Annotated in this window: 23 protein-coding genes; 11 read left to right on the top strand and 12 right to left on the bottom strand. The window is 71.4% G+C overall.

Going from position 1 to position 26,311, the window contains the following annotated elements; all coding sequences use genetic code 11:
- Positions 1-6: 6 nt before the first annotated feature.
- Positions 7-1,491: a 3' terminal RNA ribose 2'-O-methyltransferase Hen1 gene (locus tag ACFQ6S_RS15620; RefSeq protein ID WP_383408698.1), complete on the top strand. Its 1,485-nt coding sequence runs from the start codon at positions 7-9 to the stop codon at positions 1,489-1,491.
- The gene (locus tag ACFQ6S_RS15615) at positions 1,488-4,064 is read left to right on the top strand and encodes a polynucleotide kinase-phosphatase (RefSeq protein WP_383408695.1); all 2,577 of its coding nucleotides are present in this window, start codon (positions 1,488-1,490) and stop codon (positions 4,062-4,064) included. The genes ACFQ6S_RS15620 and ACFQ6S_RS15615 overlap by 4 nt, the downstream gene beginning before the upstream one ends.
- A gap of 3 nt (positions 4,065-4,067) precedes the next feature.
- On the opposite strand, the gene ACFQ6S_RS15610 is transcribed toward ACFQ6S_RS15615, so the two are convergent.
- Both ACFQ6S_RS15610 and ACFQ6S_RS15605 read right to left on the bottom strand, forming a co-directional pair.
- The gene (locus tag ACFQ6S_RS15610) at positions 4,068-4,967 is read right to left on the bottom strand and encodes a hypothetical protein (protein ID WP_383408693.1); all 900 of its coding nucleotides are present in this window, start codon (positions 4,965-4,967) and stop codon (positions 4,068-4,070) included.
- On the bottom strand, positions 4,964-5,995 hold the full coding sequence (locus ACFQ6S_RS15605; protein ID WP_383408690.1) for an SPFH domain-containing protein: 1,032 nt from the start codon (positions 5,993-5,995) through the stop codon (positions 4,964-4,966). Before ACFQ6S_RS15605 ends, ACFQ6S_RS15610 begins: the two co-directional genes overlap by 4 nt.
- A gap of 121 nt (positions 5,996-6,116) precedes the next feature.
- Between ACFQ6S_RS15605 and ACFQ6S_RS15600 the strand changes: the two genes are divergently transcribed.
- Together ACFQ6S_RS15600 and argF are read left to right on the top strand one after the other, a co-directional pair.
- A complete protein-coding gene (locus ACFQ6S_RS15600; protein ID WP_383408687.1) occupies positions 6,117-7,343 on the top strand; it encodes an arginine deiminase in 1,227 nt (408 codons plus the stop codon).
- 57 nt (positions 7,344-7,400) lie between these two features.
- A complete protein-coding gene (argF, locus tag ACFQ6S_RS15595; RefSeq protein WP_383408684.1) occupies positions 7,401-8,408 on the top strand; it encodes an ornithine carbamoyltransferase in 1,008 nt (335 codons plus the stop codon).
- Between the two features lie 46 nt (positions 8,409-8,454).
- On the opposite strand, the gene ACFQ6S_RS15590 is transcribed toward argF, so the two are convergent.
- Positions 8,455-8,907 carry an ATP-binding protein gene (locus ACFQ6S_RS15590; RefSeq protein WP_383408682.1) on the bottom strand — a complete coding sequence of 151 codons (453 nt, stop codon included), beginning with the start codon at positions 8,905-8,907 and terminating at the stop codon, positions 8,455-8,457.
- 389 nt (positions 8,908-9,296) lie between these two features.
- On the opposite strand from ACFQ6S_RS15590, the gene ACFQ6S_RS15585 reads away from it, so the two are divergent.
- Positions 9,297-10,124, top strand: coding sequence for an enoyl-CoA hydratase family protein (locus ACFQ6S_RS15585; RefSeq protein WP_383408678.1), 828 nt, complete (start codon positions 9,297-9,299; stop codon positions 10,122-10,124).
- Entirely contained in the window at positions 10,124-12,445 is a 2,322-nt protein-coding gene (locus tag ACFQ6S_RS15580; protein ID WP_383408675.1) for a bifunctional salicylyl-CoA 5-hydroxylase/oxidoreductase, read from the top strand. Before ACFQ6S_RS15585 ends, ACFQ6S_RS15580 begins: the two co-directional genes overlap by 1 nt.
- A 13-nt stretch (positions 12,446-12,458) precedes the next feature.
- Here the strand turns inward: ACFQ6S_RS15580 and ACFQ6S_RS15575 are convergent, their stop codons facing one another.
- From ACFQ6S_RS15575 to ACFQ6S_RS15555, 5 genes are all read right to left on the bottom strand, one after another.
- Positions 12,459-13,658: a sulfate adenylyltransferase subunit 1 gene (locus ACFQ6S_RS15575; protein ID WP_383408672.1), complete on the bottom strand. Its 1,200-nt coding sequence runs from the start codon at positions 13,656-13,658 to the stop codon at positions 12,459-12,461.
- Positions 13,659-13,660: 2 nt separating this feature from the next.
- Positions 13,661-14,563, bottom strand: coding sequence for a sulfate adenylyltransferase subunit CysD (gene cysD, locus ACFQ6S_RS15570; protein ID WP_383408670.1), 903 nt, complete (start codon positions 14,561-14,563; stop codon positions 13,661-13,663).
- On the bottom strand, positions 14,560-15,111 hold the full coding sequence (cysC, locus tag ACFQ6S_RS15565) for an adenylyl-sulfate kinase (RefSeq protein WP_383408667.1): 552 nt from the start codon (positions 15,109-15,111) through the stop codon (positions 14,560-14,562). The genes cysD and cysC overlap by 4 nt, the downstream gene beginning before the upstream one ends.
- 116 nt (positions 15,112-15,227) lie before the next feature.
- Positions 15,228-16,040, bottom strand: coding sequence for a PaaX family transcriptional regulator C-terminal domain-containing protein (locus ACFQ6S_RS15560; RefSeq protein ID WP_383408664.1), 813 nt, complete (start codon positions 16,038-16,040; stop codon positions 15,228-15,230).
- Positions 16,041-16,055: 15 nt separating this feature from the next.
- The gene (locus ACFQ6S_RS15555; protein WP_383408661.1) at positions 16,056-17,669 is read right to left on the bottom strand and encodes an AMP-binding protein; all 1,614 of its coding nucleotides are present in this window, start codon (positions 17,667-17,669) and stop codon (positions 16,056-16,058) included.
- 159 nt (positions 17,670-17,828) lie between these two features.
- On the opposite strand from ACFQ6S_RS15555, the gene ACFQ6S_RS15550 reads away from it, so the two are divergent.
- Both ACFQ6S_RS15550 and ACFQ6S_RS15545 read left to right on the top strand, forming a co-directional pair.
- Positions 17,829-19,019 (top strand): acyl-CoA dehydrogenase family protein, encoded by a 1,191-nt coding sequence (locus tag ACFQ6S_RS15550; RefSeq protein ID WP_383408659.1) that lies wholly within the window; start codon positions 17,829-17,831, stop codon positions 19,017-19,019.
- A complete protein-coding gene (locus ACFQ6S_RS15545) occupies positions 19,016-19,414 on the top strand; it encodes a RidA family protein (RefSeq protein ID WP_383408656.1) in 399 nt (132 codons plus the stop codon). Before ACFQ6S_RS15550 ends, ACFQ6S_RS15545 begins: the two co-directional genes overlap by 4 nt.
- A 27-nt stretch (positions 19,415-19,441) precedes the next feature.
- Here the strand turns inward: ACFQ6S_RS15545 and ACFQ6S_RS15540 are convergent, their stop codons facing one another.
- Positions 19,442-19,636 carry a DUF5999 family protein gene (locus tag ACFQ6S_RS15540; RefSeq protein ID WP_383408653.1) on the bottom strand — a complete coding sequence of 65 codons (195 nt, stop codon included), beginning with the start codon at positions 19,634-19,636 and terminating at the stop codon, positions 19,442-19,444.
- A gap of 238 nt (positions 19,637-19,874) precedes the next feature.
- Between ACFQ6S_RS15540 and ACFQ6S_RS15535 the strand changes: the two genes are divergently transcribed.
- The gene (locus ACFQ6S_RS15535; RefSeq protein WP_383408650.1) at positions 19,875-20,327 is read left to right on the top strand and encodes a DUF6299 family protein; all 453 of its coding nucleotides are present in this window, start codon (positions 19,875-19,877) and stop codon (positions 20,325-20,327) included.
- Between the two features lie 92 nt (positions 20,328-20,419).
- Here ACFQ6S_RS15535 and dmpG read toward each other — a convergent pair whose 3' ends face one another.
- The 3 genes from dmpG to ACFQ6S_RS15520 are packed head-to-tail and all read right to left on the bottom strand — an operon-like array spanning position 20,420 to position 23,243.
- Entirely contained in the window at positions 20,420-21,439 is a 1,020-nt protein-coding gene (gene dmpG / locus ACFQ6S_RS15530) for a 4-hydroxy-2-oxovalerate aldolase (protein WP_383408647.1), read from the bottom strand.
- Positions 21,436-22,410, bottom strand: coding sequence for an acetaldehyde dehydrogenase (acetylating) (locus ACFQ6S_RS15525; RefSeq protein ID WP_383408644.1), 975 nt, complete (start codon positions 22,408-22,410; stop codon positions 21,436-21,438). The genes dmpG and ACFQ6S_RS15525 overlap by 4 nt, the downstream gene beginning before the upstream one ends.
- A complete protein-coding gene (locus ACFQ6S_RS15520; RefSeq protein ID WP_383408641.1) occupies positions 22,407-23,243 on the bottom strand; it encodes a 2-keto-4-pentenoate hydratase in 837 nt (278 codons plus the stop codon). Before ACFQ6S_RS15520 ends, ACFQ6S_RS15525 begins: the two co-directional genes overlap by 4 nt.
- A 164-nt stretch (positions 23,244-23,407) precedes the next feature.
- On the opposite strand from ACFQ6S_RS15520, the gene ACFQ6S_RS15515 reads away from it, so the two are divergent.
- Together ACFQ6S_RS15515 and ACFQ6S_RS15510 are read left to right on the top strand one after the other, a co-directional pair.
- On the top strand, positions 23,408-24,130 hold the full coding sequence (locus ACFQ6S_RS15515; protein WP_383409285.1) for an IclR family transcriptional regulator: 723 nt from the start codon (positions 23,408-23,410) through the stop codon (positions 24,128-24,130).
- 75 nt (positions 24,131-24,205) lie between these two features.
- Complete coding sequence (locus tag ACFQ6S_RS15510; protein WP_383408638.1) at positions 24,206-26,308, top strand: SpoIIE family protein phosphatase; 2,103 nt, start codon at positions 24,206-24,208, stop codon at positions 26,306-26,308.
- Positions 26,309-26,311 lie beyond the last annotated feature (3 nt).

The raw sequence follows: 26,311 nt of genomic DNA, 5'->3' as shown, positions 1-26,311 counted from the left end.
GACCACGTGTTCCTGACGATCACCACCACCGGCACCGCAGAACGCCCCGCCACCGATCTCGGCTTCCTGCTGCACAAGCATCCCGAGAAGGCGCAAAAGTTCTCCACCTCCTACGGCACCGCCCACATCCTCTACCCGGAGGCGGACACCGAGCGCTGCACGGCGGCGCTGCTACTGGAGGTCGACGCGGTGGCGTTGGTCCGGCGGGGCAAGGGCAAGGGCCGGGGCGGGGCGCCCGACGCGGCGCTCGCGCAGTATGTGAACGACCGTCCGTACGCGGCGTCCTCGCTGCTCGCGGTCGCGCTCAGCGCCGTGTTCTCCAGCGCGATGCGGGGCGTGTGCAACGCGCGGCCCGAGCGCGCCGCCCAGCCGCTGCCCCTGCGCATCGAGGTGCCCGCGCTGCCGGCCCGAGGCGGCCAGGAGCTCGTGCGGCGGCTGTTCGAGCCGCTCGGCTGGGCCGTGACCGCCGAGCCCGTGCCGCTGGACGTGCAGTTCCCCGAGTGGGGCGACTCGCGCTATGTGCGGCTCGTGCTGGAGGCGGAGGCGCTGACCCTCGCCGAGGCGCTGCGCCACCTCTACGTCCTGCTCCCCGTCCTCGACGACGCCAAGCACTACTGGGTCGCCTCCGACGAGGTCGACAAGTTGCTGCGGGCCGGTGAGGGCTGGCTGCCGGACCATCCGGAGCACAAGCTGATCACCAGCCGGTATCTGTCGCGCCGTTGGTCGCTGACCCGTGAGGCGATGGAGCGGCTGGAGCTGGTGCGGCTCGCGGAGGCCGACGACAGCGAGGTCGAGGACATCGACAACGCCGTCGAGGCCGAGAGCGAGGTCGAGGAGAAGCCGACCCCGCTCGCCGTGCAGCGACGGGACGCGATCATGGCCGCGCTCAGGGCGTCCGGTGCCGCGCGCGTGCTCGATCTCGGATGCGGGCAGGGCCAGTTGGTGCAGGCGCTGCTCAAGGAACCGGTGTTCACCGAGATCGTGGGCGTGGACGTGTCGATGCGGGCGCTCACCATCGCCGGGCGGCGGCTGAAGCTGGACCGGATGGGGGAGCGGCAGGCCTCGCGCGTGAAGCTCTTCCAGAGCTCCCTGGCCTACACCGACAACCGCCTCAAGGGCTACGACGCCGCCGTGCTCAGCGAGGTCATCGAACACCTCGACCTGCCCCGGCTGCCCGCCCTGGAGTACGCGGTGTTCGGCGCCGCGCGCCCCCGGACGGTTCTGGTGACCACGCCGAACGTCGAGTACAACGTCCGCTGGGAGTCCCTGCCCGCCGGGCACGTCCGGCACGGCGACCACCGGTTCGAGTGGACGCGCGAGGAGTTCCGCGCGTGGGCGCGGGCGGTCGCCGAACGGCATGGGTACGGCGTGGAGTTCGTGCCGGTGGGGCCCGACGACCCCGAGGTGGGGCCGCCGACACAGATGGCCGTTTTCGAAATGAGCACAGCCGTGATGACCGGCAACGACGAGAAGGAGGCGAAGGCCGCATGACTCAGGCGACGAACGGGCGTGTCCTGCCCGTCACCGACCTCTCCCTGGTCGTCCTCGTCGGTGCCTCCGGCTCCGGCAAGTCCACCTTCGCCCGGCGGAACTTCAAGCCCACCGAGGTCATCTCCTCCGACTTCTGCCGCGGCCTGGTCTCCGACGACGAGAACGATCAGAGCGCGACCCGGGACGCCTTCGACGTCCTGCACTACATCGCGGGCAAGCGCCTGGCCGCCGGCCGCCGTACGGTCGTCGACGCCACCAGCGTGCAGCAGGACTCCCGGCGGCAGCTGATCGAGCTCGCGCGGCAGTACGACGTGCTGCCGATAGCCATCGTGCTCGACGTCCCCGAGGAGGTGTGCGCCGAGCGCAACGCGTCCCGTACCGACCGGGCCGACATGCCGCGCCGGGTCATCCAGCGGCACATCCGCGAACTGCGCCGGTCGATCAGGCAGCTGGAGCGAGAGGGCTTCCGCAAGGTCCACGTCCTGCGCGGTGTGGAGGCCGTCGAGAACGCCACCGTCGTCACCGAGAAGCGCTTCAACGACCTCACCCACCTCACCGGCCCCTTCGACATCGTCGGCGACATCCACGGCTGCGCGTCCGAACTGGAGTCGCTGCTGGCCGGGCTGGGCTACGCCGACGGAGTACACCCCGACGGCCGTACCGCCGTCTTCGTCGGCGACCTCGTCGACCGCGGCCCGGACAGCCCCGGTGTGCTGCGCCGCGTGATGTCGATGGTGAAGTCGGGCAACGCGCTGTGCGTGCCGGGCAACCACGAGAACAAGTACGGCCGTTACCTCAAGGGCCGCAAGGTCCAGCACACGCACGGACTCGCCGAGACCGTCGAGCAGATGGAGACCGAGAGCGAGGAGTTCCGCGCGGAGGTACGGGAGTTCATCGACGGGCTCGTCAGCCACTACGTCCTCGACGGCGGGCGGCTGGTGGTCTGCCACGCCGGTCTGCCGGAGAAGTACCACGGCCGTACGTCCGGGCGGGTGCGCTCGCACGCGCTGTACGGCGACACCACCGGGGAGACCGACGAGTTCGGACTGCCGGTGCGCTACCCGTGGGCCGAGGACTACCGGGGCCGTGCGGCCGTGGTGTACGGCCACACTCCGGTCCCGGAGGCCACCTGGCTGAACAACACCATCTGCCTGGACACCGGCGCCGTCTTCGGCGGCAAGCTGACCGCGCTGCGCTGGCCGGAGCGGGAGCTGGTCGACGTACCGGCCGAGAAGGTCTGGTACGAGCCGGCCAAGCCGCTGCGGGCGGAGGCGCCGGGCGGGCACGACGGCCGGCCGCTGGACCTGGCGGACGTGCACGGGCGCCGGGTCGTGGAGACCCGGCACCAGGGCCGGGTCGCGATCCGTGAGGAGAACGCGGCGGCGGCTCTGGAGGTCATGAGCCGTTTCGCCGTCGACCCGCGCCTGCTGCCGTACCTCCCGCCGACCATGGCGCCCACGGCCACGAGTCACATCGACGGCTACCTGGAGCACCCGGCGGAAGCCTTCGCGCAGTATGCGGCGGACGGGGTCGAGCGGGTCGTGTGCGAGGAGAAGCACATGGGTTCGCGCGCGGTGGCCCTGGTGTGCCGGGACGCCGAGGCGGCACGCAAGCGCTTCGGCGTTGGGGGCACCTCCCGCTCGAGCGTAGCCGAGAGCGGGGGAGGCCCGACCGGCTCCCTCTACACCCGTACCGGCCGTCCGTTCCTCGACGACGAGTCGATGACGGAGACGATCCTCGAACGGCTCCGGGCGGCGATCGGCGAGGCGGGGCTGTGGGACGAGCTCGAGACCGACTGGCTGCTGCTCGACGCCGAGCTGATGCCGTGGTCGCTGAAGGCCTCGGGTCTGCTGCGCTCGCAGTACGCGGCGGTCGGCGCCGCCTCCGGGGCGGCGTTCCCCGGTGCGCTGGCCGCGCTTCAGGGTGCCTCGGAGCGCGGTGTCGATGTGTCGGACCTGCTGGCACGGCAGCGCGAACGGGCCTCGGACGCGGCCGCGTTCACCGAGGCGTACCGCCGGTACTGCTGGACGACGGACGGCCTGGACGGTGTACGCCTGGCCCCGTTCCAGATCCTGGCGGTCCAGGGCCGCAGCCTCGCCGCACTGCCGCACGACGAGCAGCTCGCGCTGCTCGACCGGCTGGTGGAGCACGACGGCACGGGCCTGCTCCAGACGACCCGGCGGCTGTACGTCGACACCGGCGACCCGGAGTCGGTGCGGGCCGGCGTCGACTGGTGGCTGGAGATGACGGGCCGGGGCGGCGAGGGCATGGTCGTCAAGCCGATCGGTGCGGTGGTGCGAAGCGGTGAGGGACGGCTGGTCCAGCCCGGCATCAAGTGCCGGGGCCGCGAGTACCTCCGGATCATCTACGGCCCGGAGTACACCCGCCCGGACAACCTGGACCGTCTGCGCAAGCGGTTCCTCAACCACAAGCGCTCGCTCGCCATCCGCGAGTACGCGCTCGGTCTGGAGGCTCTGGACCGGCTGGCGGAGGGCGAGCCGCTGTGGCGTGTGCACGAGGCGGTGTTCGGGGTGCTGGCACTGGAGTCGGAGCCGGTGGACCCCCGGCTGTGACGGTCAGTCGACCAGTCGCAGCCGCCGGCGGCACACGCCCACCCGGACCGTCTGGCCCCAGGTCAGCTCCACCGCGTCCGTCTCCATCCCGTCCCCGAAGGCGACCAGCCGCTCGGACTCGACGGTGAGATGGAGCAGGGCCGCCGCCGGGAGTTCCCCGGCCACCAGTGACGTACCGGTGGCCGGGGACGGCCAGGCCTCCCTGACGAACCACAGCAGGCGCTCCTCCGTCGGGGCGGGCAACCGCAGTCGCCGGCCCCGCTCCTGCCACACCGACCGGATCCAGCCGGTCGCCCCCGTCCCCGTGCCGACGATCACCCCGGACGAAGCCTGGGCCTCGACGACACCCCCGTCGTCCTCCAGGCCCAGGCGGTATCGGGCCGTCTGATGTCCGGCGACGCCCAGGTAGATCTCGTTCAGTGCCACGAGGCGTTGGGTGTCGTCGGCGACGGCCTCGACCATGGTGAGTTCGTCGAAGACCCCCCTTCCGGATTGCGTGGACGCGAACAACTTCGCCGCGTCCGCCGGACGGTGACGCACCAGGACGCCGGGGTTGCGGCCGGGATCGGTGTCGATGCCCAGCACCGGTTGCCCGTCGAGGTACTTGGCCACGTTCGCGACCAGGCCGTCCTGCCCGACCACGACCACGACGTCCTCCGGCGCGAACAGGAACCGGTCCAGGTCGGCCCGCTCCACCCGGCTCTGACGCCAGGCCAGCGGGATCGCCGAGGTCACCTCCGTGAGCGCCTTTCGCGTACGGCGGTGGCGTTCGGCGACCTCCTCGATGTCGCGGCCCCGGGACGCGAGGAAAAAGGCGGCCTGGCCGTGGGTGCCGTGCCGGGCCACCAACTCCTCGTACTCCGAGGTGCGATGGACGAGCACGACCCGGGGGGCGAGACTCACTCCCGGGCTCCCAGCCTGGCGAGCAGTCCGGTCAGCACGTCCGGCGACACCGTCACGCTGTCGATCTGCGGCAGGTTCTCCGCCAGCCGCGTCCCGGTCAGCGCGTGCAGCGTCGCCACGTCCACCTCGGCGTGCACCCGCAGCCAGGCCGCCTGCGCCTGCGCCCGGGCCGCACCGACCTCACGCGCGCCCTCGGCCTCCGCCCGGGCCAGCCGTACGGACCGGGTGGCCTCCGCCTCCGCGAGCCGTACCGTCCGTGCCGCCTCCGCCTCGGCCCTGACGGCGTCCGCGGCCGCGTGCTCCTCGGCCTCGCGGCGCGCGTTCGTGCCGCGCTGGTCCACCAACTGCTCCTCGCGGCGGGCGAGTTCGATCTGGCTGGCCAGTTCGTTCTCGGCGATGGCGCGCTCGCGCTCGACGGCGACCGCCCGGCGCTCGTACGTCGCCCGGTCCGCCCCCTGCTGGATCTGCTCGCGGGCCGGGGTGCGCAGCGCCCGCTCCACCTCCGGTTCCGGGCGCAGTGCCACGACGCGTACGGCGACCACCTCGATGCCGGTCGCGGGGAGTCTGGGCTCCCCGGCCAGGCCCTGTGCGATCCGCTCCCGTACGGCCGTCACGCCGTCCACGAGCGCCGCCGACAGCGGTGTACGCGACAGGACGTCCAGCGCGTGCTGCTGCGCCGTCTCGGTGAGCAGGGTGCCGAGCTGCTCCAGGGGAGCCGTGCGCCAGGCGCCCGTGTCCGGGTCGATCGAGAAGTCGAGGCGGGCGGCGGCCAGGGCCGGGTCGCTGATCCGGTAGGTGACCGTCGCCTGTACGGCCACGTCCTGGAAGTCGGACGTACGGGCATGAAAGGTCATCGCCAACTCCCGGTCGTCGACCGGGACTTCGGAGATCGCGGCGGTCAGTGCCCGGAACCAGAAGCTGAGCCCGGGGCCGTCATGCAGGAGCTTTCCGCCGCGGTGGTGGCGGATGTGCGCCGTGGGCGCGCCGCGCAGATGGCGCCAGCCCAGGCGCCGGGTGATGTCGGCCATGAAGCCCCCTCTTTTTCGTCATTCAGACGATAATCGCCTGACCTGCTTGTCGTCAAGGGGACGAAAAGAAGTTGGCGGCAAGTTGGGGGTGAACGCGGCCCCCGTTGGTCAGGATGGAGGCATGGGATTCCATGTCGACTCCGAGGCCGGGCGGCTGCGCCGCGTCATACTCCACCGGCCGGATCTCGAGCTCAAAAGGCTCACCCCCAGCAACAAGGACGCCCTGCTCTTCGACGACGTGCTGTGGGTGCGCCGGGCGCGCGCCGAGCACGACGGGTTCGCCGACGTGCTGCGTGACCGCGGGGTCACCGTCCACCTCTTCGGCGACCTGCTCACCGAGGCCCTGGCGATCCCGGCGGCCCGGAAGCTCGTCCTGGACCGGGTCTTCGACGAGAAGGAGTACGGGGTGCTCGCCACCGACCATCTCCGTGCGGCCTTCGAAAGCCTGCCCGCGCCCGAACTGGCCGAGGCGCTCGTCGGCGGCATGACCAAGCGGGAGTTCCTGGAGGCGCACCTCGAGCCGACCTCCGTGCGCTTCCATGTCATGGAGCTCGACGACTTCCTGCTCGCGCCCCTGCCCAATCACCTCTTCACCCGCGACACCTCCGCCTGGATCTACGACGGTGTCTCCGTCAACGCCATGCGCTGGCCCGCCCGGCAGCGCGAGACCGTGCACTTCGAGGCGATCTACCGGCACCACCCGCTGTTCCGTGACGAAACGTTCCACGTCTGGTCCGAGGGACAGGCCGACTACCCCTCCACCATCGAGGGCGGGGACGTCCTGGTGATCGGCAACGGCGCGGTGCTCATCGGTATGAGCGAGCGGACCACTCCGCAGGCCGTCGAGATGCTCGCCCACAAGCTTTTCGCCGCCGGCTCTGCGCACACGATCGTGGCCCTCGACATGCCCAAGAAGCGTGCCCTGATGCATCTCGACACCGTGATGACGATGGTCGACGGCGACGTCTTCACCCAGTACGCCGGCCTCGGCATGCTCCGCTCGTACACCATCGAACCGGGAACCGGCGAAAAGGAGCTGAAGGTCACCGACCATCCGCCGGAGCACATGCACCGTGCGATCGCCGCCGCCCTCGGGCTCAGCGAGATCCGCGTCCTCACCGCGACCCAGGACGTGCACTCCGCCCAGCGTGAGCAGTGGGACGACGGGTGCAACGTGCTGGCCGTCGAGCCGGGTGTCGTCGTCGCCTACGAACGCAACTCCACCACCAACACGCATCTGCGCAAGCAGGGCATCGAGGTGATCGAGATTCCGGGGAGCGAGCTGGGGCGCGGGAGGGGCGGGCCGCGGTGCATGAGCTGTCCGGTCGAACGTGCGCCCGTATATTAATTCTGAACGTCGTATAGACTTCCAGGGCCCTTGTACCCGTACCTCTGGAGCGCCCCCATGGCGACTGTCCCGACCGCCCTCGCCGGCCGCCACTTCCTCAAGGAGCTCGACTTCACCGAGCAGGAGTTCCTCGGGCTGGTCGAGCTGGCCGCCGAGCTGAAGGCGGCCAAGAAGGCCGGGGTCGAGACACGGTATCTGCGGGGCAGGAACATCGCGCTGATCTTCGAGAAGACCTCGACGCGTACGCGCTGCGCGTTCGAGGTCGCGGCCGCCGACCAGGGCGCCTCCACGACCTATCTCGACCCCTCGGGTTCGCAGATCGGGCACAAGGAGTCCGTGAAGGACACCGCGCGCGTGCTCGGCCGGATGTACGACGGCATCGAGTACCGCGGGGACAGCCAGGCGAAGGTGGAGGAGCTGGCAGGCTTCGCCGGCGTGCCCGTCTACAACGGGCTGACCGACGACTGGCACCCCACGCAGATGCTCGCCGACGTGCTGACGATGACGGAGCACAGCGGCAAGCCGCCCAGGGAGATCACCTTCGCGTACCTCGGCGACGCCCGCTTCAACATGGGGAACTCGTATCTGATCACCGGTGCGCTGCTCGGGATGGACGTACGGATCGTGGCGCCCCAGGCCTACTGGCCCTCACGGCAGGTCATCGGCCGTGCCCTGGAGCTCGCCGAGACCAGCGGGGCCCGGATCACGCTCACCGAGAAGGTCGACGAAGGGGTTCTCGCGGCCGATTTCATCGCCACCGATGTGTGGGTGTCCATGGGGGAGCCGAAGGAGGTGTGGGAGACGCGGATCGCCGCCCTCGGCTCCTACGCGGTGACCATGGACGTCCTGCGCGCGACCGACAACCCGGACGTCAAGTTCCTGCACTGTCTGCCGGCCTTCCACGACCTCGGCACCAAGGTGGGACGCGAGATCTTCGAGACCTACGGTCTGGACTCCCTCGAGGTGACCGACGAGGTCTTCGAGTCGGAGCACTCCGTGGTCTTCGACGAGGCGGAGAACCGGATGCACACGATCAAGGCCGTCCTGGTGGCGACGCTGGGGTGAGGGGTCGTGGGAGCTGGGTCGCGCTGTTCCCCGCGTCCTCGGTCCGTCAGACCGCCCGGCGCTGAGCCGGTACCACCGGCAGCCTGAACCACACCGCCTTGCCCGAGTGTGTCGGGCGGTGACCGCAGGACGAGCTCAGGGTGCGGATCAGGAGCAGACCGCGGCCGTGTTCCTGCCAGGGGTCGGGGTCGCCGGCGGTGGGGCGGGTCAGATTGCCCGGTGGAGCCGGGTCCGGATCGTGGACCTCCACCTGGCAGCCGGACGGCAGCAGCTCCACGACCAGCTCTATCGGGCCGTTGCCCGCGGTGTGCTCCACGGCGTTCGCGACCAGCTCCGCGGTGAGCAGCTCGGCGGTGTCGGTGCAGGCGCCGTGCTCCAGCTCGGCCAGCGCCGTCCGCACCAGTGCGCGCGCGACGGGCACGGCCGCGGTGGTGTGCGGCAGCGCGATACGCCAGGAGGCGGAGGCTGGGGAGCGATCGTGCAAGGCGTGTCCGTTCATGAGCAGGCTGTCCTGCTTTCAACCTTATGAATGGTACGGCGCCACCCGGCGAGACCGCTCGGTGGGCGCCGTTCGGGACCTTCGGCCCCGACTGTTGTGCGGCTTACCCAGATGAACGGTCGGCCTCGCGCGGCCGATCCCGCCGTTACGCGGGTGTCGCCGAGCCGTGACGGATGTGACCGGGCCAGGTCACGGTGCGCCCGCCCGTCGCGGTGGTGATGGGGCCGGCCTGTCGCGGTCGTGGTGAGACCGGCCTGTCGCGCTCGGAAACTGGCTTATTGCGCGCCCATGACGACAGTCAAAGAAGGGTGATAGCTTCGAAGGGAAGAGCTCGAAGGGCAGAGCTCACTGAGGCAGTGCCCGCCGTCCGCCCGAGGAGGCCGCACGTCATGAGTCCCTTCACCGGCTCCGCCGCCCGCACCTCCGACTGGGAGCATCTGCGGGTCGAGCACACCGACGGAGTCGCCACCGTCACCCTCGCCCGCCCCGAGAAGCTCAACGCGCTCACCTTCGGCGCCTACGCCGACCTGCGCGATCTGCTCGCCGAGCTGTCGAGGGAGAAGGCGGTACGGGCCCTGGTGCTGGCCGGCGAGGGGCGTGGGTTCTGCTCCGGCGGTGACGTCGACGAGATCATCGGCGCGACCCTGTCCATGGACACCGCCCAGCTGCTCGACTTCAACCGGATGACCGGGCAGGTTGTACGGGCCGTACGGGAGTGCCCGTTCCCGGTGATCGCGGCGGTGCACGGGGTGGCGGCGGGGGCGGGTGCCGTACTGGCCCTCGCGGCCGACTTCCGGGTCGCCGACCCCACCACCCGCTTCGCCTTCCTCTTCACCCGGGTCGGTCTGTCCGGCGGCGACATGGGCGCGGCCTATCTGCTGCCGAGGGTCGTGGGCCTCGGCCATGCCACCCGGCTGCTCATGCTCGGCGACTCGGTTCGGGCGCCGGAGGCCGAGCGGATCGGCCTGATCAGCGAACTGACGGACGAGGGCCACGCCGACGAGGCCGCCCAGGCCCTGGCCCGCCGCCTGGCCGACGGACCGGCACTGGCGTACGCCCAGACCAAGGCGCTGCTCACGGCCGAGCTGGACATGCCGCTGGCGGCGGCGGTGGAGATGGACGCGTCGACGCAGGCCCTGCTGATGAACGGCGAGGACTACGCGGAGTTCCACGCGGCGTTCACGGAGAAGCGGCCTCCCAAATGGAGGGGGCGGTGATGGTGCCCACCCAAGGGACAAGCGACCGTGCCGAATCCGCGGCCGGCGCGGCGCTGCGCGTGGCGATCATCGGCGGCGGCCCCGGCGGCCTCTACGCCGCGGCCCTGCTGAAACGCCTGGACCCCACCCGTGAAGTGACCGTCTGGGAACGCAACGCCCCCGACGACACCTTCGGCTTCGGGGTGGTCCTCTCCGACGAAACCCTCGGCGGCATCGAACACGCCGACCCGGTGGTCTACGCGGCACTGCGCGAGGAATTCGTCCGCTGGGACGACATCGACATCGTCCATCGAGGCACCCGCCAGACCTCCGGAGGGCACGGCTTCGCGGCCCTCGGCAGAAAGCGCCTCCTGGAGATCCTGCACGACCGCTGCCACGCGCTCGGCGTGGACCTCCGCTTCCGCACGGAGGCCCCGTACCCGGCCTGGCTCGCCGAGACATACGACCTGGTCATCGCCGCGGACGGGGTGAACAGCACCACTCGCGAGGCCTACACCCATGTGTTCCGCCCCCACGTGGCCGCACACCACTGCCGCTACATATGGCTGGCCGCCGACTTCGCCTTCGAGGCCTTCCGATTCGAGATCGCGGAGACCGAGCACGGCGTCATGCAGCTGCACGGCTACCCGTACGCGGCCGACGCCTCCACCGTCATCGTGGAGATGCGCGAGGAGGTGTGGCGAGCCGCCGGGTTCGACGAACTCGACGAGCAGGAGTCGACGGCGCGCTGCGCCAAGATCTTCGCGGACGCGCTCGGCGGACGGCCGCTGAAGTCCAACAAGTCGGCCTGGACCACCTTCCGGACGGTCGTCAACGAGCACTGGTCGAACGGCAACACCGTCCTGCTCGGCGACGCCGCACACACCGCCCACTTCTCCATCGGCTCGGGCACCAAGCTGGCCGTCGAGGACGCGCTCGCCCTCGCCGCCACTCTGGAGGAACAGCCGGACATCGCCGCCGCTCTGAGCGCCTACGAGGAGGAGCGCAAGCCGGTCGTCGCCTCCACACAACGCGCCGCCCGCGCCAGCCTGGAGTGGTTCGAGAACCTCGGCCTCTACCTCGACCAGCCGTCCCGCCAGTTCGCCTTCAACCTGCTCACCCGCAGCCGCCGCGTCACCCACGACAATCTGCGCCTGCGCGACGCCCGCTTCACCGAGGCCGTGGAACGCGACCACGGCTGCCCGCCCGGCACACCGCCGATGTTCACCCCGTTCCGGCTGCGCGGCCTGACCCTGCGCAACCGGGTCGTGGTGTCCCCGATGGACATGTACTCCGCCACGGACGGCGTCCCCGGCGACTTCCACCTCGTCCATCTCGGCGCCCGTGCCCTCGGCGGCGCCGGCCTGGTGATGACCGAGATGGTGTGCGTCAGCCCGGAGGGACGCATCACCCCCGGCTGCACCGGCCTCTACAGCGGCAGACAGGCCGACTCCTGGCGACGGATCGTCGAGTTCGTGCACGCCCGGTCGCCCGGCACCGCCATCGGTGTGCAGCTCGGCCACAGTGGGCGCAAGGGCTCGACGAAGCTGATGTGGGAGGGCATGGACGAGCCGCTGGAGGACGGCAACTGGCCGCTCGTGGCCGCGTCCCCGATCCCCTACAAGCCGTACAGTCAGACTCCCCGGGAGCTGACCCGCGCCCAACTCACCGACATCCGCGAACAGTTCACCGCTGCCGCCTGGCGCGCCGCCCGGGCCGGATTCGACCTGCTCGAACTCCACTGCGCGCACGGCTATCTGCTCTCCGGCTTCCTCTCCCCGCTCACCAACCTCCGCACCGACGCCTACGGCGGCACCCTGGAGAAGCGGCTCCGCTTCCCGCTGGAGGTCTTCGACGCCGTACGGAGCGTATGGCCCGAGGAGCGGCCGATGACCGTCCGTATCTCCGCCACCGACTGGGCCGAGGGCGGCACGAGTGCCGAGGACGCCGTCCAGATCGCCCGCGCCTTCGCCGCGCACGGCGCCGACGCGATCGACGTGTCGACCGGACAGGTCGTGGCCGACGAGCGGCCGGAGTTCGGACGGTCGTACCAGACGCCGTACGCCGACCGGATCCGGCACGACATCGGTGTGCCGGTGATCGCGGTCGGCGCGATCTCGTCCTGGGACGACGTCAACTCCCTGATCCTCGCGGGCCGTACGGACCTGTGCGCCCTGGCCCGTCCGCACCTGTACGACCCGCACTGGACGCTGCACGCGGCGGCCGAGCAGGGCTACGACGGTCCCGGCGTCCTCTGGCCGACCCCGTACCGGGCGGGCAGCCGGCGCCCGCAGACCGGACGCACGGACGCCCCCAAGCCCCGGCTGACACTGGGGACTTGAGGGCGAAGGGGTTCTACAGCTCGACCATCCCCGCGGTCAGCGTCGTGCCGTCCGCCGGGTCGATCAGGAGGAACGCGCCGGTGCGCCGGGAGACCGCGTAGTCGTCCAGCGCCAGCGGTTCGGCGGTACGCAGGGTGATCCGGCCCAGGTCGTTCGAAGTCAGTTCGGCGGCGCCGGCCAGGTCCGTGACGATCGCCTTCACGGTCCGCGTCGTGTGCCTGACCAGCACGCGGTCACCCACCTTCAGCGGGCGGTCGGCCAGATGACAGACCGCCGCGCGTGCCTCCTGCGTGAGCGCCGGGACGTCGACGCCCGCGGTGATCATGTCCCCGCGCGAGACGTCCCGCTGGTCGGCGAGGCGGATGCTGATCGACTGCGGGGCCTGGGCCACGGCGACGTCCCTGCCCAGTACGTCGATGCCGGTGATCTCGGACGTCTGGCCGGACGGGTGCACGGTCACGCGGTCGCCGACCCGTAGCGCGCCCGACGCCAACTGGCCCGCGTAGTGGCGGACTTCGCCGTGCCGGATGACGTACTGGACGGGGAAGCGGGCGGGCGCGTCGGCCGGGTCGGCGCAGACGGGGACCGTCTCCAGGAACTTCAGGAGCGCCGGGCCGCCGTACCAGTCCATGTGGGCCGAGCGTGTCACGACGTTGTCGCCGACCAGCGCCGAGACCGGGATCGGGGTGAAGCCGGGCAGGTCCAGCTCGGCCGCGTGGCGCGCGAAGTCCTCGACGATGCGCTCGAACTCCCGCTGCTCGTAGCCCACCAGGTCCATCTTGTTGACGGCGAGCACGAGGTGCGGCACCCGGAGCAGGGCGGCCACGGCGGCATGCCGGCGGGTCTGCTCGACAACGCCGTGGCGGGCGTCGACCAGGATGATCGCCAGCTCGGCGGTGGAGGCGCCGGTGACCATGTTGCGGGTGTACTGCACATGGCCCGGTGTGTCGGCGAGGATGAACCGGCGGCGCGGCGTCGCGAAGTAGCGGTACGCCACGTCGATCGTGATGCCCTGCTCGCGCTCGGCGCGCAGGCCGTCGGTGAGCAGCGCCAGGTCGGGCGCGTCCCGGCCGCGCTTGCGGGAGGCGGCCTCCACGGCCTCCAGCTGGTCGGCGAGAACCGCCTTGGAGTCGTGCAGCAGTCGGCCGACCAGGGTGGACTTGCCGTCGTCGACTGAGCCCGCGGTGGCGAACCGAAGCGTGTCAACGGTCATGACTAGAAGTACCCTTCGCGCTTGCGGTCTTCCATCGCGGCCTCGGACATCTTGTCGTCGGCGCGGGTGGCGCCGCGCTCGGTGAGCCGGGAGGCGGCGATCTCGTCGATCACCTTCTCGATGGTGTCGGCCTCGGAGTCCACCGCACCGGTGCAGGACATGTCGCCGACCGTGCGATAGCGGACCTGTCGTTTCTCCACGACCTCGTGCTCGCGAGGCCCGCCCCAGTCACCCGCCGTCAGCCACATGCCGTTGCGCCGGAACACCTCGCGCTGATGGGCGTAGTAGATGTTCGGGAGCTCTATGTGCTCACGAGCCATGTACTGCCACACGTCCAGCTCGGTCCAGTTGGACAGCGGAAACACGCGCACGTGCTCGCCGGGAGCGTGCCGGCCGTTGTACAGGTTCCACAGCTCGGGCCGCTGCCGGCGCGGGTCCCACTGCGAGAACTCGTCGCGCAGGCTGAACACCCGCTCCTTGGCCCGGGCCTTCTCCTCGTCGCGCCGCCCGCCGCCGAACACCGCGTCGAACTTCTCGCTCTGGATCCGCTCCGTCAGCGGCCGCGTCTGGAGCGGATTCCGCGTCCCGTCCGGGCGTTCGCGCAGCACCCCGCGGTCGATGTAGTCCTGTACGGAGGCCACATGGAGCCGGAGCCCATGTGCGCCCACCACACGGTCGCGGTAGTCGATGACCTCAGGAAAGTTGTGTCCCGTGTCCACATGGAGCAGCGAGAAGGGGATCGCCGCCGGCGTGAACGCCTTGAGCGCCAGGTACAGCATGACGATGGAGTCCTTGCCGCCGGAGAACAGGATCACCGGCCGCTCGAACTCGCCCGCCACCTCGCGGAAGATGTGCACCGACTCGGACTCCAGCGCGTCCAGGTGCGAGAGAGGGGACACGGTCACACCAACCCCCGTTCCGCGAGCACCGCGTAGACGGCGTCCGCCGACTCGTTCGGAGTCTGGTCCTGGGTCTTGAGCACCAGCGCCGGGTCGGCCGGCGGCTCGTACGGGTCGTCGACACCCGTCAGCCCGGACAGGTGCCCTGCCGCCTGCCTGGCGTACAACCCCTTCACGTCCCGCTCGCTGCACACCGCGACCGGGGTCGCCACATGCACCTCGATGTACGGCGTCCCGCTCGCCGCGTGCCGCTTGCGGACGGCCTCGCGGCTGTCGGCGTACGGGGCGATGACCGGGACGACGGACAGCACGCCGTTGCGCGCGAGCACCTCCGAGACCAGGCCGATGCGCTGCACGTTGGTGTTGCGGTCCGCCCGCGAGAAGCCCAGGCCCGCGGAGAGGAAACGGCGGATCTCGTCGCCGTCGAGGACCTCCACGCGATGTCCCTCGGTCCTCAGCCGGTCACCGAGCAGACGGGCGATCGTGGTCTTGCCCGCACTCGGCAGCCCCGTCAGCCAGACCGTGCCTCCCTGGGCTCTTGGCGTGCTGGTCATGCGCAACAGTCCTCATTCCTTACCTGCGGACGACCCGATGGACGCTAGGTAAGAAACTTGAGAGGAGGTACAGAGGAACCTGAGGGTTCCGTTAGTGGCGCATGATGTGCCCGAGGTCACAGGCCGGTGTACTTCGCCCCCGAGTCCCGCAGCCGCTCGTGCAGTCCCCGGAAGACGGCGGCCGAGCGCGCGCCCGGCCAGTCCCCGGGCAGCAGCCGGGCCGGCAGGCCCGGGTCGGTGTAGGGGAGATGGCGCCAGGAGTCCAGGGCGAGGAGATAGTCGCGGTACGCCTCCTCGGGCGGGGTGTCGGCCCGGCGCTCCCAGTCGTGCAGCACGCGCGCGTGGCGGTCGAGGAACGCGTCGTGCTCCTTGGCGATCGCGGCCAGGTCCCACCAGCGGGCGACGGCCTCGACGGTCGGCGTGAAGCCGAGATGCTCACCGCGGAAGAAGTCGACGTACTCCTCCAGGCGCAGCCGCTGCAGGGTGTGCCGGGCCTCCTCGTAGAGCCGCGCGGGCGCGATCCACACGCCCGGCGCCGCCGTTCCGAAGCCGAGCCCGGCCAGCCGGGAGCGCAGCACATGCCGCTTCTGCCGCTCCGACTCCGGCACCGAGAACACCGCGAGCACCCAGCCCTCGTCGTCGGGCGGCGCGGCGCTGTAGATACGGCGGTCACCGTCGTCGAGCAACTGGCGGGCGTCCGGGGAGAGTTCATAGCCGGCCGCGCCCTGCGCCGTACGGGCCGGCAGCAGCAGCCCGCGCCGCTTCAGCCGCGACACCGACGAACGCACCGAAGGGGCGTCCACGCCGACCGCGGCCAGCAGTCTGATCAGCTCGGCGACCGGTACCGGGCCGGACATGTGGCGGCCGTAGGCGCCGTAGAGCGTGACGATGAGAGACCGTGGTGCATGCTGGTCGGACACGTTGATCATCTTAGGTCGTGCGGATCACTGCTGGTCACTTCTCGCCTCATTGCCGTCGCGCAGCCGGAACCGTTGGAGCTTGCCGGTCGCGGTGCGCGGCAGCGCGTCCATGAAGACGATCTCACGGGGGCATTTGTACGGCGCCAGCTCGTCCTTGACGAAGGTGCGCAGCGCTTCCGCGTCCCGGCGCGCGCCCTCCCTGAGCACCGCGTATGCCACCACGATCCGTCCGCGCGCCTCGTCCGGCCGCCCCACCACCGCCGTCTCCAGCACATCCGGATGGCGCAGCAGCGCCTCCTCGACCTCCGGGCCCGCGATGTTGTACCCGGCCGAGATGATCATGTCGTCCGCGCGGGCCACGTAGCGGAAATAGCCGTCACTCTCCCGGACGTAGGTGTCGCCGGTGATGTTCCAGCCGTGGCGCACGTACTCGCGCTGCCGAGGGTCGGCGAGATAGCGGCAGCCCACCGGGCCGCGCACGGCGAGCAGTCCGGGCTCCCCGTCGGGCACGTCCCGGCCCTCGTCGTCGACCACGCGCGCCTGCCACCCCGGTACCGGCACACCCGTGGTCCCGGGCCTGATGTGCTCGTCGGCGGCCGAGATGAAGATGTGCAGCAGCTCGGTGGCGCCGATGCCGTTGATGACCCGCAGCCCGGTCCGCTCGTGCCAGGTCTGCCAGGTGGCGGTGGGCAGGTTCTCGCCCGCGGAGACACAGCGGCGCAGGGAGGAGATGTCGTACGAGTCGAGCTCGTCCAGCATCGCGCGATACGCCGTCGGCGCGGTGAACAGCACGGACACCCGGTGTTCGGCGATGGCGGGCAACAACTGCTTGGGGCCTGCCTGTTCGAGGAGCAGGGCGCTGGCGCCGGCCCGCATCGGGAAGACGACGAGTCCGCCGAGGCCGAAGGTGAAGCCGAGTGGGGGACTGCCGGCGAAGACATCGCCCACATGTGGTTGCAGCACATGTTCCGAGAAGGTGTCGGCTATCGCGAGCACGTCCCGGTGGAAGTGCATACAGCCCTTGGGCCGTCCGGTGGTCCCGGAGGTGAACGCGATGAGGGCGACGTCGTCGGCCGCGGTGTCGGCGGCCGGGTAGGGGGCGTCGGGCGCTGGGAGGTGCAGCAGGTCGTCGGGGGCGTCGCCGCCGTACGTCGCGATGCGCAGGCCGGGTATCTCGGCCTTGGCGAGGTCGTCGACGGCGCGGATGTCGCACAGCGCGTGCCGCACCTGGGCGATCTCGCACATGGTCCGCAGCTCGTGCGGCCGCTGCTGGGCCAGCACGGTGACGGCGACCGCGCCCGCCTTCAGCACCGCCAGCCAGCAGGCGGCCAGCCAGGGCGTGGTCGGGCCGCGCAGCAGCACCCGGTTGCCGGGGACGACGCCGAGGTGGTTGGTGAGCACATGTGCGAGGCGGTCGACGCGGGTGCGCAGCGTGCCGTACGTCCATGTGGCGCCGGATGGGGTGTGGAAGACGGGCCGCTCGTCGTCGGGGCCGTCGAGCAGCTCGGCGGCGGCGTTGAGCCGTTCGGGGTAACGCAGTCCCGGCAGGTCGAAGTGCAGCTCGGGCCACTCGTCGGGCGGTGGCAGATGCTCGCGGGCGAAGCTGTCGACGTGCGCGGAGCGGTGCAGACCGGCCATGGCGGTTCGCCCCCTTGCCTTGTGGGCTGCCTTGTGGGCGTCGTGGTGGGCTCGCACAGGGAGCGTATCGTGTTGGTGACGGCAGTCAATGGTGCGCGATACCGTCGAGGAGGTCCGTCGAGAGGGCCCGTCGTGGACGGCTCCGCAGGGAGGTCGGCAATGCCCGCATTCTCGCTCGATCCACCACAAACCGCATGGTGCGCCGAGTTGCGCACCGTGGCCGCCGAACGGCTGCGTCCGCTCGCGGAGAAGGGCGAACCGGGGCACGTCAACCGCGCGCTGGTCGCCGAGCTCGGTCGACTGGGCCTGCTGGAGCGGCTGTTCACCTCCGGAGCGGTCGACCTGTGCCTGATGCGGGAGTCACTCGCCTACGCCTGCACGGAGGCGGAGACCGCGCTGGCCCTGCAGGGCCTGGGCGCGCATCCCGTGCATGCCCACGGCACCCCCGCCCAGCGGGAGCGCTGGCTGCCAAAGGTGGCCGAGGGCAGCGCGGTGGCGGCCTTCGCGCTGAGCGAGCCGGGGGCGGGGTCGGACGCGGCGGCGCTGGAGCTGCACGCGCAACGGGACACCTCGCGGCCGGGCGGGCCGGGGGAGACGCCGGGCGCCGCACTGACGGCCGAGCCCGACGGCCCCGCCCGCTGGCGGCTCACCGGTGAGAAGTGCTGGATCTCCAACGCCCCCGAGGCCGACTTCTACACCGTCTTCGCCCGCACCACCCCCGCTGCCGGCGCCCGCGGCGTCACCGCGTTCCTGGTCCCCGCCGACCGCCCAGGCCTCGCCGGCGCGGGCCTCGACATGCTGTCCCCGCACCCCATCGGCACCCTCGACTTCGACGCCGTCCCCATCACCGCCGACGACGTGCTGGGCGAGCCCGACCGCGGTTTCCGGGTCGCCATGGGCACCCTCAACCTGTTCCGGCCCAGCGTCGGTGCCTTCGCCGTCGGCATGGCGCAGGCGGCCCTGGACGCGACCCTCGCCCACACGGCCGGACGGGACGCGTTCGGCGGCAAGTTGAAGGATCTGCAGACGGTCGCCCACCAGGTCGCCGAGATGGCCCTGCGCACGGACGCGGCCCGCCTCATGGTGTACGCGGCGGCGACGGCGTACGACGAAGGCGGCGGGGACGTCCCCAAGCGCGCGGCGATGGCGAAACTGCTCGCCACCGAGACCGCGCAGTACGTCGTCGACAAGGCCGTCCAACTGCATGGTGCGCGCGCCCTGCACCGCGGCCATCTGCTCGAACACCTCTACCGTGAGGTGCGCGCCCCACGTATCTACGAGGGCGCCAGCGAGGTCCAACGCGGCATCATCGCGAAGGAGTTGTACGCGAACATGGAGGCCGGCCAGTGACTGCCGAACGCGTCAACCCGCCCGATCTCTCCCCGCCCACCGGCTTTTCCCACGCGGTCGTCGCCACCGGCTCACGGGTCGTGTTCCTGGCCGGTCAGACCGCCCTCGACACCGATGGGAAGGTGACCGGCGACACCCTTGCCGAGCAGTTCGAGCGGGCCCTGACCAATCTGCTGGCCGCGCTCGTGGCGGCCGGTGGAACGCCGGCCGACCTCGCCCGGGTCACCGTCTATGCCACCGACGTCGCGGCCTATCGCACCCATGCCGTCGAACTCGGCGGTATCTGGCGGAAGTTGGCGGGGCGTGACTATCCGGCGATGGCGGTGGTCGAGGTCGTGCGCCTGTGGGACGAGGAGGCGCTGGTGGAGCTCGACGGGTTCGCCGTGCTGCCGTAGATCCCGTTCACAGGCCGTCGGAGTCGCTCACGCCGCCATGGCGAGACGCTCGGCCGGCACCCGGTGCGGTGCGACGACACGGCCGTCGGGCAGCAGCTCACCGCTGTCGTCGAACACGATGGCGCCGTCGCACAGCAGGCTCCAGCCCTGCTCGGGGTGTGCGGCCACCACGTGGGTGCTGCGAATGTCGGAGGACGGGCATGAAGGCTGGTGGGAACACATGGCACACCTCCACATAGGGCGGACGAGCCGTGTGGGTCGTCCATATGGGTAGACCATGCTCTCGTTGCGAACTCATCGGAACGGCCCGCCATGGACCGTGACAACACGCGGACAACTCTCTGACCGATCCACGACGGTCGGGGCGGACTCGCCACCGAAGGGGTGACGGTCACGTCGGCGGGCGTACCGGCCGGGTACCAGTGGGAGCCCCCACTCCGCTCACCCGGGAGGTCATCCCATGCCCCTGCGTCCCGCCCTCGCCACCGCCATCGGCGCCGCGCTGCTCCTGCTGGTCGCCGCGCCCTCGGCGCCCGCCGACACCGACACCACCGCGGAACCCAAGGAGACCGTGACCGTCGACGCCAAGCCCCGGATCGCCGCGGACGGCACCGTCACCGTATCCGGCACCTACAAGTGCGTCGACAGCACGGGGCCCACGTTCGTGAGCGCCTCCGTCGGCCAGCAGGCCTCCACCAACCGGTACGCCATCGGCGGCACCCTCGCGGAGTGCGACGGCAAGAACCACCGCTGGCGGAACAAGAGCAAGCCCTCCCCGTCCACCCTCAAGCACGGCAAGGCGGACGTCGAGGCCACGATCGTGGAGCTCGCCCCCACGGAGGCTCTGGGCGGCCTGCCCCTGCCTCGTTTTCACGCGGTGCTGAAGAAGAACGTCACGCTGACGAAGGCGTGACGGCGACGCCCGAACCGGCCCACCACCGCAACGCAGCGCGCCGCGTCCCTCCGGTCGACGGGGGCGCGGCGCGTGCAGACCGTGACACGGTGTCAGGACGCGGTCGCCGCACGGGACACCAGGTCCAAGGCGATGTCCGTGATCATGTCCTCCTGCCCGCCGACCATCCGCCGGCGGCCCGCTTCCACGAGGATGCCGCGGGTGTCCAGGCCGTACCGGGCGGCGGCCGTCTCGGCGTGCCGCAGGAAGCTGGAGTACACGCCCGCGTAGCCGAGGCTGAGGGTCTCGCGGTCCACCCGGACCTCGCGGTCCTGCAGCGGCCGTACGAGATCGTCGGCCGCGTCCATCAGGGGGAACAGGTCACACATGTGGTCCCAGCCCATGAGGTCGGCGACCGCGACGAAGGCTTCCAGGGGACAGTTGCCGGCGCCCGCACCCTGCCCTGCCAGTGAGGCGTCCACCCGTACCGCGCCGCTCTCCACGGCGACGACCGTGTTGGCCACGCCCAGGGCCAGGTTGTGGTGGGCGTGGATGCCGAGTTCGGTGTTCGGGTCGAGGACGTCGCGGTAGGCGCTCAAGCGGTCGCGGACGCCGTCCATGGTGAGGCGGCCGCCGGAGTCGGTGACGTAGACGCAGTGGGCGCCGTACGACTCCATCAGCTGGGCCTGGCGGGCCAGTTCGGCCGGTTCGGCCATGTGGGACATCATCAGGAACCCGGCGACGTCCATGCCCAGCTCCCTGGCGGCGGCCATGTGCTGGGCGGCTATGTCGGCCTCGGTGCAGTGTGTGGCGACGCGCACCGAGCGGATGCCCAGGGTGTGTGCCTGCCTGAGGTCGTGGAGCGTGCCGATGCCGGGCAGCAGCAAAGTGGTGGGCACCGCATGCTCGGTGGCGTCCACCACCGCCTCGATCCACTCCCAGTCGGTGTGAGCGCCGACGCCGTAGTTGATGCTGGATCCGGCCAGGCCGTCGCCGTGGGCGATCTCGATCGCGGCCACCCCGGCGGCGTCCAGCGCGGCGGCGATGGCGCGGGCCTGCTCGACGGTGTAGCGGTGCCGGACGGCGTGCATGCCGTCCCTCAAAGTCACGTCCTGGACGTACAGACGAGTCATCGGGTCGCCAACTCCGTGGTGATGGGGGTCCCCCCGCTCGAGGGAAGCCGAGAGTGGGGGAGGGCGGCCATGCGTTCCGCGGTACGCAGCGCGGCCGAGGTCATGATGTCGAGGTTCCCGGCGTACGCCGGGAGGTAGTGCGCGGCGCCCTCGACCTCCAGGAAGACGGAGACCTTCAGGGCGTCGCCCGCATCGGGCGCGAGGGCGCGCAGCGGGTCGTCGGACGCCACCCGCTCGAACTGCACCTTCTGCTTGAGCCGATAGCCGGGGACGTACGCCTGGACCCGGCCGGCCATCTTCTCGACCGACGCCGTGACCGCCTCCGTCGCGCAGTCGGAGACCAGGCAGTGCACGGTGTCCCGCATGATCAGCGGGGGTTCGGCCGGGTTGAGGACGATGATCGCCTTGCCGCGCGCGGCGCCACCGACCCGCTCGACCGCGGAGGACGTGGTCTCGGTGAACTCGTCGATGTTGGCGCGGGTGCCGGGGCCCGCGGAGCGGGAGGCGATGGAGGCCACGATCTCGCCGTAGTGAACCGGGGTCACGGAGTTGACGGCCGCGACGATCGGGATGGTGGCCTGGCCGCCGCAGGTGACCATGTTGACGTTCGGGGCGTCGAGGTGGTCGTCGCCGTTGACCGGCGGGACGACGTACGGGCCGAGGGCGGCCGGGGTGAGATCGACCAGAGTGCGGCCCAGCGGGCGCAGCACCTCGTCGTGGTGGCGGTGGGCGCCCGCCGAGGTCGCATCGAAGACGAGCTCCACGTCCGCGAACTCGTCCAAGGCGACAAGCCCTTCGACGCCCTCGTGGGTCGTGGCGACCTTCAGGCGGCGGGCGCGGGCCAGGCCGTCGGAGGCCGGGTCGATGCCGGCCAGCGCCGCGATCTCCAGCGACTCCGACAGCCGCAGGATCTTGATCATGAGATCGGTTCCGATGTTGCCGGAGCCGATGATGGCGACCTTGGTGCTCACAGCTCGTCCCCTTCCCGCGCGAATCCGACGCGCACGGAGCCCAGCCCGGAGATATGTGCCTCAAACACATCCCCTGGCGCGGCGGACGCCATCGGGCCGAGCGCACCGGTCAGCACCAGGTCACCCGCGCGCAGCGGATCGCCCCGCTCGGCGAGCGCCGAGGCCAGCCACACGGCCGCGTTGAGGGGACTGCCGAGACAGTCGGCGCCGGTGCCCTCGGAGACGGTCTCGCCGGCCCGGGTCATGGTCATCGTCACCGTGCGCGGATCGACGGCGGTGAGCGGTACGGGCGTCGCGCCGAGGACGTACAGGCCGCAGGAGGCGTTGTCCGCGACCGTGTCGACCAGGGAGATGTCCCAGTCCCGCACCCGGCTGTCGACGATCTCCAGCGCGGGCAGCGCGAAGTCCACTGCTCGCAGCACGTCGACGACCGTGCACGCGTGGTGCGGCAGGTCCCGCCCGAGCACGAGCGCCACCTCGGCCTCCACCTTCGGCTGGAGCAGCCGCTCGGCGCTCACCTCCCCGCCGTCCGGTACGGCCATGTCCGCGAACAGGGCGCCGAAGTCGGGTCGGTCCACGCCGAGTTGGCGCTGTACGGCCACGGAGGTCAGGCCGATCTTGCGGCCCGCGATCCGACGGCCGGCGTCCAGGCCGCGCCGGACGTTCAGCTGCTGAACGGCGTACGCGGTCTCCAGATCGCCGCCCTCGTCGAACAGCTCGCGCACCGGAGGGCACGCGGCCCCCGTACGCGCGGCCTCCGCCAGCAGGTCGGCGGCCTTCACGACGGCCGGTGGGGCGGCGTCCGGTCGGACGCCGTCGGGTGCGGTCGGCACGGGATACCTCCAGGGGGAGAAGTGGCGGGTGCCCGGGGAGAAGGCGGCGGGTGCCCGGCGAGAGACGGCGGTTGCCCGTCGATGGCGGGTTGCCATCGATATAGACAGCCCTGTGCACGAGCGCCAAACTTTGTTCCGTGACACGGAACAACACGAGCGGCAGCATGCTGGACAAGGCCACGGTCATCCTCGAGAGCTTCAGTCCGAGCGGCGGTCCGTTCCGTCTGTCGGAACTCTCGGAGCGCACCGGCCTGCCCAAGCCCACGGTGCACCGGCTGGCGACGGACCTGGTCCGGCTGGGCTGGCTGGAGCGCTCGGGCAACCGGTACCGGCTGGGGGCGAAGCTCTTCGAGCTCGGCTCGCTGGTGCCGCACAGGCTCGATCTGCGCGAGGCGGCCCTGCCGTTCCTGCAGGACCTGTTCGAGGCCACCCGCGAGACCGTCCACCTCGGGGTCCGCGACGGCATGGAGGTGGTCTACCTGGAGCGCATCCACGGCCACGAGGCCCTCCGGCTGCCCTCCCGCATCGGCGGCAGCCTGCCGCTGACCTGCACCGGCGTCGGCAAGGCCCTGCTGGCGTTCTCCGGCGCCGAGCTGACCGAGGAGGTGCTGTCCCGGCCGCTGCCGAGCCTGACGCCCCACTCGATCACCGACCCGGACCGGCTGCGCATGGCCCTGGAGAAGACCCGGGTCTCCGGCCTCGCCTACGAGGAGCAGGAGGCCGCCCCCGGCGTGAGCTGCATCGCGGCCCCGGTCTTCGCCGGCGGCACCTCGGTCGCCGCCCTCTCGGTGGCGGTCCCGCGCGCCCGCTTCAGCCCGGCCCAGCTGGCGCCCGCCGTGCGGACGGCGGCGCTGGGACTGTCCCGGGTACTGCGCGGTGGTGGCTGACGCCGCTCGGTGCCCGCTCGCCCGCCCGGTCTGAGCCGTCCGGGCGACCGGCGTACCGTCGTGAGTGTGGAGCCCATGACCGGCGGTCTTCTGTCGCGCGCGGCGCAGGAGCTCGCCTTGCGGACGGACGAGCTCGCCGCCGACGTGGAACAGTGCCTGCGGCGCGAACTGCCCGTGCTGTGGGACGACCCGGAGTCGGCCCGGATAGCCTCCGAGAACGTCGCCGATCACATCGATGCCGCCCTTTACGGGGTTCGGCAAGGCATCGATCCCGAGCGGATCGAGCCGCCGTCCCACGACGTGGATCGGGCGCGGGCACTGGCCCGGCGTGGTGCGCCCGTGAGCGTGACGCTGCGTGCCTTCCGGCTGGCGCAGGGCATCGTCAACGACCGCCTGCTCGCGGAGCTCTCCCGGCTCAGCGACGACGCCGAGCAGGTCAGCGAGGCGGCGCGGCAGCTGATCGCGATATCGACGACCTATGTGGACCGGGTGTCGGAGCAGGGCGTCGTGGCGTTCCAGGAGGAGCGGGACCGACGGCTGCGGTGGCGGTCGGCATTGATCAACGACGCCAGCATGTGCATCGGGACCACCCTGGACATCGCCCGCACCACCCAGGAGCTGGCGGACTTCGCCACCGAGCACTTCGCCGACCTCGTCACCGTCGATCTGCTCGATGCCGTGCTGCGTGGACGGGACGCCGCGGGGGAGGGCCCCCTGATGCTGCGCCGGATGGCCCAGGGACCGGAGGGCGGGGCCGTCACGGAACCGGAGGTCGGGCCGCAGCAGCTCCACAGCTGTCCGGACGGATCGCCGTGCGCGGACGCCCTGAAAAGCGGGCGGCCCAGCCGGCAGCAGCACGACGAGGCGCCGGACGCGCCGCGAGCCAACTCGACCCTGGTCGTGCCGTTGCGCGCCCGGGGCACCACGCTGGGCGTCGCCGAGTTCCACCGGTTCGGCAACGCCACGCGGTACGACGACGAGGATCTGCTGCTCGCCCAGGAGATCGTCGCCAGGGCCGCCGTCGCCGTGGACAACGCCCGCCGCTACACCCACGCCCGTGCCACCGTCATCACCCTCCAGCGCAGCCTGCTGCCCCGGCAGGCGCCGGAGCAGTCGGCCGTGGACGTCGCCTACCGCTATCTGCCGGCCAGCTCCGAGGCCGGGGTGGGCGGCGACTGGTACGACGTCATACCGCTGTCCGGCGCGAGGGTGGCCCTGGTGGTGGGTGACGTGGTCGGTCACGGCATTCGCGCCGCCGCCACCATGGGCCGGCTGCGGACCGCCGTACGCACCCTGGCCGACATCGATCTGCCGCCCGACGAGCTGCTGACCCACCTGGACGACGTCGTCCTGCGGCTGTTCACCGAAGCGTGCTCGGACCCCGACGCCGACCCCGAAGCCGATGTCGGCGGAGACATGGGTGCCACCTGCCTCTACGCCGTCTACGACCCCGTCTCCCGTCGCTGCACCATGGCCCGAGCGGGGCATGTGCCCCCGGCCGTGGTGGTCCGGGACGGAACGGCGGAGCTGCTGGATCTGCCGCCCGGGCCGCCGCTGGGACTGGGCGGGCTGCCGTTCGAGACGGTCGAGTTCGAGCTGCCCGAGGGCAGCCTGATCGCCCTGTGCACCGACGGTCTGATCGAGACCCGCGACCACGACATCGACGCGGGCCTCGCCACGCTGCGGCAGATCCTCGCCCGCCCGGCGCCCTCCCTGGAGGCGGCCTGCGACAGCGTGCTGGAGGCGCTGCTGCCGTCCCGGCCGGACGACGACATCGCCCTGCTCCTCGCCCGCACCCGGATGCTCGGGGCCGACCGGGTCGCCACCTGGGAGCTGGAGGCCGACCCGGCGGTCGTCGCCCGCGCCCGCTCGGACGTCACCCGGCAACTGACCGCCTGGGGCCTGGAGGAACTCGGCTTCGTCGCCGAACTGGTCGTCAGCGAACTGGTCACCAACGCCGTCCGCTACGGCCGTTCCCCGATCCGCCTGCGCCTCATCCATGACCGCTCCCTCCTGTGCGAGGTCACCGACGCCGGCAGCACCACCCCGCACATGCGCCGGGCCCGGGCCCTCGACGAGGGCGGGCGCGGCCTGCTCCTGGTCGCCCAGCTCGCCGGTCAGTGGGGCACCCGGCAGGCCCGGCGCGGCAAGACGGTCTGGGCCGAACTCAACGAGTAGGCC

Origin of the sequence: Streptomyces sp. NPDC056479, from assembly GCF_042795335.1 — a bacterium.
Taxonomy (GTDB): Bacteria; Actinomycetota; Actinomycetes; order Streptomycetales; family Streptomycetaceae; genus Streptomyces.
The sequence above is the reverse complement of the archived record's forward strand: the minus strand, read 5'-3'. Positions and strand labels throughout refer to the sequence as shown.